A 6,000-nucleotide genomic window follows, 5' to 3' on the forward strand; every position below is an offset into this window, starting at 1 on the left:
GTCTATGGAAGAGTTGCAGTTTGTGTCGGAGTATGAGATTTCTAAGGCCACAATAATGATTTTGCCCTATCTAAATAAGTATGGATTTCTGTATTCAGAAGTACGTGAGCTAGGCCGGACGGTATTTGTTGAAATGTCACCAATGGCTATTATTAAGGACAACTGCCTTCATTATGGCTCTACATATCAAGGGCGAATAGATGCTGTCCGCCAGCAAATCGGCAACCGGTCTCTTACTCCTGTGTTAATAAGCGAAATTTACGGTTTATGTTTCTTCCCTCTAGAATCACCATCTTCCATTCATTGCATCTGGGTATCTCAGCCTCATGTTAAAGCAGTGAAAGCCATTAATACAAAAAAATCCACCATGATCTTTCGCAATAAAACTTCCATCATTGTCCCGCAGTCTCGTCCTGCATTGTTATCTAAAATTCAAAAGACCGCTCAAATTCGCTGTGAACTTATGCTTCGTTTTAAAGAACTGGAAATTGATTTATCATGGCGTACATTTTGATGATTTAAATAAGAATTCCTTTAAGAGTTTGTGCAAGCTTAGTTGGTAAGCTTTATCCTAGGGGACACCGAATGGGGGGACAACTATGGAAGTGACAAGTATATTAAAGTCATACGAAATTCACTCCAGCACGATGGCTTTGCTGCCTTTTCAATCAGAAGGCGGAAAGACGATGACAGAGGTAATGGAGGAAGAGCGGACATTGTTTGTGGAAATGAGTCCTATTCGCATAATAATTGAAAGCTGTTTGTTCTTCGGTTCCACGTACGAAGGACAGCGCGACGCGGTCCGTCAGTCGATGGGCTATAGCAGCTTAGCGCCAATCATGATCAATGGACAGCTCGGCATTTTCTTCTTTCCGGTCGAGTCTCCGAAAAACATGACCTGCATCTGGCTGTCTCAGTCACATGTTCAGCGGATTGAGGCGAAGGAAACAGAGCTGAGCCGGGTGGTATTCCGCAACGGCGCACACATCCTCATTCCGCAATCCAGGTATTCTCTTGAAATGAAGCTGTTTAGGACCGCACAGTACCGCTTTATTTTAAGCGAGCGTGTCAGTGAGCGGATGATAAAATATTAGTATACAAGGCACCTGAATGTTGGTTTCAGGTGCCTTTTGGCCTTTTTATGCATGACGATTCACGAAAGGTAATACATATGAAACAAACCAAAAAAGGAGGAATATGTGAATGGTATCTTCTTGGATTACTCCGCTTGCCCTCTTCTTGCTGAATATGGGAGCCGCATATCTAATCATGAAGCCGACACTGTCATGGCGCACGCTCTTGTTCTATGCTGGTGTACTGGCGGTATCCATCCTGTATCCACTGGCGCTGTACGATGACCATGTGAACCCGGTTATCGGTGCGAACATCGGCCTTGGTCTCGCGTTCATGTTTGCCGCAGGCTGTTCCATTACGCTCATTATCCTTGCGCTTGTGCTGTATCTGCAAAGAAGCAAGGAAACAAGTGAAGAGTGAACGGTACAATCTTTTTAAGATTGACATGAAAGACAGCTAAAAGGTATGTAGCAAAATTTTAAGTGAATAAAGAGGAGGCATGCTGAATCAATCAGCATGCCTTTGATTATGCCTTTCTCTCGCTTTCTCATCGAGCTGCCGGACGAATGAATCTTTTCCGTTTATGTACGAGTCGGTAGTTTCTCATCTTTTTCAACTCCTGCATCTTTTCTTATCGTGTAAATAAAAAGGCAGACCATTTTTACGATGAAACCAAAAGAAGCCTGCAAAAGATCAGCAGGCTTCTTTGCACTATACGATGGTATAACTTTTTTGCAAGATGATTACTTGACGTGAAAAAAAGTTAACGTACATAGTGTAAGCGCAACTAAGGCTGACTTAAAGGTTTGGCGTCAGCCAAATTTTTTTAGGTTTTTAGGATGATTCTGATTCCGATTCAGAGTGTTCCTTTTGTCTGCTGTTATAAGCAACGCCGCAGGAACAACGGCTGTTTCCGCATAGTAAATGATATGCCGCAGGAAATTCCTGGTTGACAACCTGCACGGCTCGTGCGAAGGCCGCTGCATCTTCAGGCACAAAAGGCAGGGCATCAGCTTTTCTTTGTGAATCAATATTTGCGCCAGGCGGAACGAAACGGTTTCTTGGAATGCGTACGCCGTTCGTGACGACCGCGTTGTAAGCAATGAACACACCGTTTTCCACAATAGCATCATAAACAATGGAGTTAAAGCCGACAAACACCTTCTTACCAATAAAGCATGGTCCGTGTATGAGTGCGCCGTGTGTGATAGAAGCCTCGCTGCTGACAAAAATGGAATAGTTTCTGCCCTCTACCGTGATAAATCGATTCGTTAGACCGTGTAATATGGCACCATCCTGTATGTTTGTGTTCGGTCCGATGTGAAATGGCGTTCCTTCATCTGCCCGAATACTGACAAGAGGCGAAACGAAGACGTTTTTTCGGATGATCACATCACCGATTACACAGCTAAGAGGACTGATGAATGCCGTTTTATCAATGCTTGGATAAATAGCAACCGGGTTGAATGTCGTGATGGGATTCGGGCTGATAAACGGTTTAAAGCAATCAACTGAAGCATTCTGATCCAAATTATCCACCTACTATCCATTTTTCTACCTATGTTATGCCCCTTTATTAAATATGGAATCTTGGCCGCAATGGAAATGACGTATGCATAGGTATGAGTCGAATAGTAAATTTAATCGCACAAATTCAATGTGGATGAGTGTTTGGTGATGTTTTGCAAATCATTTCTAAAATAGGAGAAGCTTTTTGGAATTCCGTCAATTTTAGAAACAGCACTCTTCTCTCAAATTACATCTGTAATATTTTTGTAATAATTGTAACATTAAAGAGAGGCTTTATTTGGTGAGCATCACGTTAAAGGGTATTCACATGCTTATTCTTTGATTTTTTTTGATGGTGAACCCTTCCTATTCAGTTTTCTTTCAATTCGTATATTAACGAAATATGGAGTGCAGATACGAGATTTAACTGTCAGCAACTTGCTGTGAATTGTAACGAAATCATGCAATTGTAAATAACCGGTAACGTATAGAATGGATACTTACAGTAAAATAAAGGTAACGCATGAAAGGGGCAACAATATGCCTGAAACGATTACAAGTTACAATGATGTAATGGAAATGCTTGATTCCTTTTTAAGAGAGCCGATTGCATTTTGGGACGAGTTTTACCGTGACAGGGAAAAGCCAGTCCCCATATTCGCGAATGTTCCGGATGAAAATCTGGCAGCTTATGTTCAGGAGGGGAGGCTGTCACCTGGAAAGGTGTTAGATCTTGGCTGTGGAGCAGGGCGCAATGCTCTCTATCTTGCGGCTCAAGGCTTTGAGGTGGATGCTGTGGATCTGTCGGGTACATCACTGGAATGGGCGAGAGAGCGGGCAGAGAAATGTAACCTGTCTATCAATTTTTTACATGCCAATATCTTTAACATGGAGCTGAAAGATGCGGCATACGATGTAATCTATGATTCTGGCTGCTTTCATCACATTGCGCCGCATCGAAGAATTTCTTATAAGGAGTTACTAGACAAAGGACTGAAAACCGGCGGGCATTTTGGCATCACCTGCTTTGCTGCAGGAGGTAAGTGGGGAGGAGCAGAGCTATCAGACTGGGAAGTGTACAGAACAGGTTCTTTAATGGGAGGGTTAGGATTTACAGAAGAACGGTTAATCACTCTTTTCAGCACGTTAGAGCCTGTTGAAGTGCGAAGGATGAAGGACGTGAAAGAATCAGAAGAGCTGTTTGGCGCATCAGATTTGCTGGCAGGATTATTTAAAAGACGATAAAGATAAAACAAGAATGAGGGTGATGCCTTGAAAAAGATGATGATGCTGTTGATTCTTTTCGCAGTCCTTTACTTGATAGTCATTATTGTGCCTAGATGGCTTTTCCATGGCAACGGATTTTAGTGCATTTTTAAGTGATAGGAACTTCAAGGAGGAGTTCAAATGATCTATCTTTGTCTCGGTTATTTTCTTCCTGAAAAAGTAAAGGTTCTGCCAAAGAAAAAGGTGGACGATCTTATCCAGCAATGTCAGCCGCTGCTGAAGAGTCTATTTAAAACAGGTCATGTTGTTGCAGAAGATAGTATTGATTTGAAATATCAGAACTTTCCTTCATTTCGTGAGGAGGAGGGGTTGGTAAAAGAATATTGGATGGGAAGGGCATTCCTTATTGAAGCAGACACCATGGAGAATGCCATACGCTTGGCGTCCTTGCATCCAGCCACAGAAGTGCGCGAACGAAAACCATTAAACTATCACCTTGAAATACGACCGGTTCATCACTTTTTAACAAAAGAGTAAGCAACAAAGAGCGTCCAAAAGTATTGGGGACGCTCTTTGTTGTTTATGCGTTCTTCCTTTGATTGATGCACGTAGTGATAATAAAAAACAGCGCTTCCGCATACACATTTATTTGTGTGCAAATATGTTACAGCGGGAGTTGAACGTATGCCATCAAATAACCAAACGCGCTTAACAGGAAGAGTGATCTTTAAAGGCGATCCTGGATATGAAGAGGCACGACGAAACTGGAATCCTTACGTGAACACCTACCCTCTAGTTTTTGTATTCGCAAAAAATGCATTGGATGTGAGCCATGCCATAAAATGGAGCCGCGAGAATAATGTTCCGTTACGGATACGGAGTGGCCGCCATGCGCTCGATAAGTGCTTTAATAGTGTAAATGGCGGACTCGTTATTGATACATCCGATATGAATCAAGTAACCTTGGATAAGAAAAGAGGAATTGCCACAGTAGGGCCGGGGAACCGTGTGGGGCCGTTAGTGAAAAATTTGGCGCGTCAAGGATTTATGTCTGTTTTTGGAGACAGTCCAACAGTTGGAATTGGCGGAATAACGCCAGGAGGTGGGTTCGGCGTGCTGTCGCGATCCATAGGGCTAATCAGTGATAACTTGTTGGAAGTCAAAACAGTCGATGCGAACGGAAGGCTTCTTACGGCCAATGCGACAAAGAATGAAGATCTATACTGGGCGACAAGAGGAGGGGGAGGCGGAACGTTCGGCTATAACGTGGAATACACACTAAAAGTACATCGTGCCCCTGAGACCGCGACCGTCTTTGACATCGTATGGCCGTGGGAACAGCTAGAGGAAGCGTTTAAAGCATGGCAAAATGTGATGCCTTTTGCAGACGAACGACTTGGAAGCTATATTGAGCTTTTCAGTAAAGTGAACGGATTGGTTCATGCGACCGGGCTGTTTTTAGGTTCAAGCGCCGAGCTGCGAAAAATACTGCAGCCGCTCATTGATACCGGAACACCAACTAAAGTAGACATCCAAACGCTGTTTTATCCAGCGGTCATCGATTACCTCGATCCGCCTGAGTCACCTTTTGCCGATCAAAATTTTAAATTTTCGTCATCTTGGTCGAACTATCTATGGCCGGATGAGCCCATCGCGGTAATGAGGGAATTTTTAGAAGAATCACCAGGGACAGAGTCAAATTTTTATTTCACCAATTGGGGCGGTGCGATTGGCAGGGTGCCGAGCACCGCAACGGCTTTCTACTGGCGTTCTCCGCTGTTTTATACCGAATGGAACGCAACGTGGATGGAAAAGTCAGAAGAAGCGGCCGCTCTGGCATCTGTTGAACGTGTGCGCCAGCAGCTGAAGCCATATACGATCGGCTCTTATGTCAACGTACCTGACATCAACATCGAAAACTTTGGCGAAGCGTATTGGGGCGCTAACTTTGCAAGACTAAAAGGAATTAAAGCCAAGTACGACCCCAATAACGTATTTTGTCACCCGCAAAGCGTCCCGCCAGGTAATTAAACATGATATAGCTCCAAAGAAGGGGGGCCGGTACTGAGGTACCGGATCCCCTTCTTTGGTGTGCCCGGCATGGGTACAGGCTATAGGGTGTGAGTCCCGAACTGTGAAGGCAGTAGTAACAGTAGCTTAAGACAAGGTGGTGCGGGGCGACCCGCATAG

At 43.9% G+C, this 6,000-nt stretch carries 7 protein-coding genes; 6 read left to right on the plus strand and 1 reads right to left on the minus strand.

Annotation, left to right across the window (positions count from 1 at the left end; all coding sequences use genetic code 11):
- The first annotated feature begins 4 nt into the window (after nt 1-4).
- The 3 genes from ACFQPF_RS01475 (at nt 5) to ACFQPF_RS01485 (ending at nt 1,494) form a co-directional block, all read left to right on the plus strand.
- The gene (locus ACFQPF_RS01475) at nt 5-514 is read left to right on the plus strand and encodes a competence protein ComK (RefSeq protein WP_379745437.1); all 510 of its coding nucleotides are present in this window, start codon (nt 5-7) and stop codon (nt 512-514) included.
- An 85-nt stretch (nt 515-599) separates the two neighbouring features.
- The gene (locus ACFQPF_RS01480; protein ID WP_379745440.1) at nt 600-1,094 is read left to right on the plus strand and encodes a competence protein ComK; all 495 of its coding nucleotides are present in this window, start codon (nt 600-602) and stop codon (nt 1,092-1,094) included.
- A gap of 109 nt (nt 1,095-1,203) precedes the next feature.
- On the plus strand, nt 1,204-1,494 hold the full coding sequence (locus ACFQPF_RS01485) for a hypothetical protein (protein ID WP_379745443.1): 291 nt from the start codon (nt 1,204-1,206) through the stop codon (nt 1,492-1,494).
- A 414-nt stretch (nt 1,495-1,908) separates the two neighbouring features.
- Here ACFQPF_RS01485 and ACFQPF_RS01490 read toward each other — a convergent pair whose 3' ends face one another.
- Nucleotides 1,909-2,613 (minus strand): LbetaH domain-containing protein, encoded by a 705-nt coding sequence (locus ACFQPF_RS01490; RefSeq protein ID WP_379745446.1) that lies wholly within the window; start codon nt 2,611-2,613, stop codon nt 1,909-1,911.
- 510 nt (nt 2,614-3,123) lie between these two features.
- Between ACFQPF_RS01490 and ACFQPF_RS01495 the strand changes: the two genes are divergently transcribed.
- The 3 genes from ACFQPF_RS01495 (at nt 3,124) to ACFQPF_RS01505 (ending at nt 5,841) form a co-directional block, all read left to right on the plus strand.
- Nucleotides 3,124-3,828: a class I SAM-dependent methyltransferase gene (locus ACFQPF_RS01495; RefSeq protein WP_379745449.1), complete on the plus strand. Its 705-nt coding sequence runs from the start codon at nt 3,124-3,126 to the stop codon at nt 3,826-3,828.
- A 162-nt stretch (nt 3,829-3,990) separates the two neighbouring features.
- Complete coding sequence (locus tag ACFQPF_RS01500) at nt 3,991-4,347, plus strand: YciI family protein (RefSeq protein WP_379745452.1); 357 nt, start codon at nt 3,991-3,993, stop codon at nt 4,345-4,347.
- 147 nt (nt 4,348-4,494) lie between these two features.
- Nucleotides 4,495-5,841, plus strand: coding sequence for an FAD-binding oxidoreductase (locus tag ACFQPF_RS01505; protein ID WP_379745455.1), 1,347 nt, complete (start codon nt 4,495-4,497; stop codon nt 5,839-5,841).
- Nucleotides 5,842-6,000: the final 159 nt, after the last annotated feature.

Origin of the sequence: Fictibacillus iocasae (genome assembly GCF_042665465.1) — a bacterium.
In the GTDB taxonomy this organism is placed as follows: Bacteria; Bacillota; Bacilli; order Bacillales; family Fictibacillaceae; genus Fictibacillus; species Fictibacillus iocasae.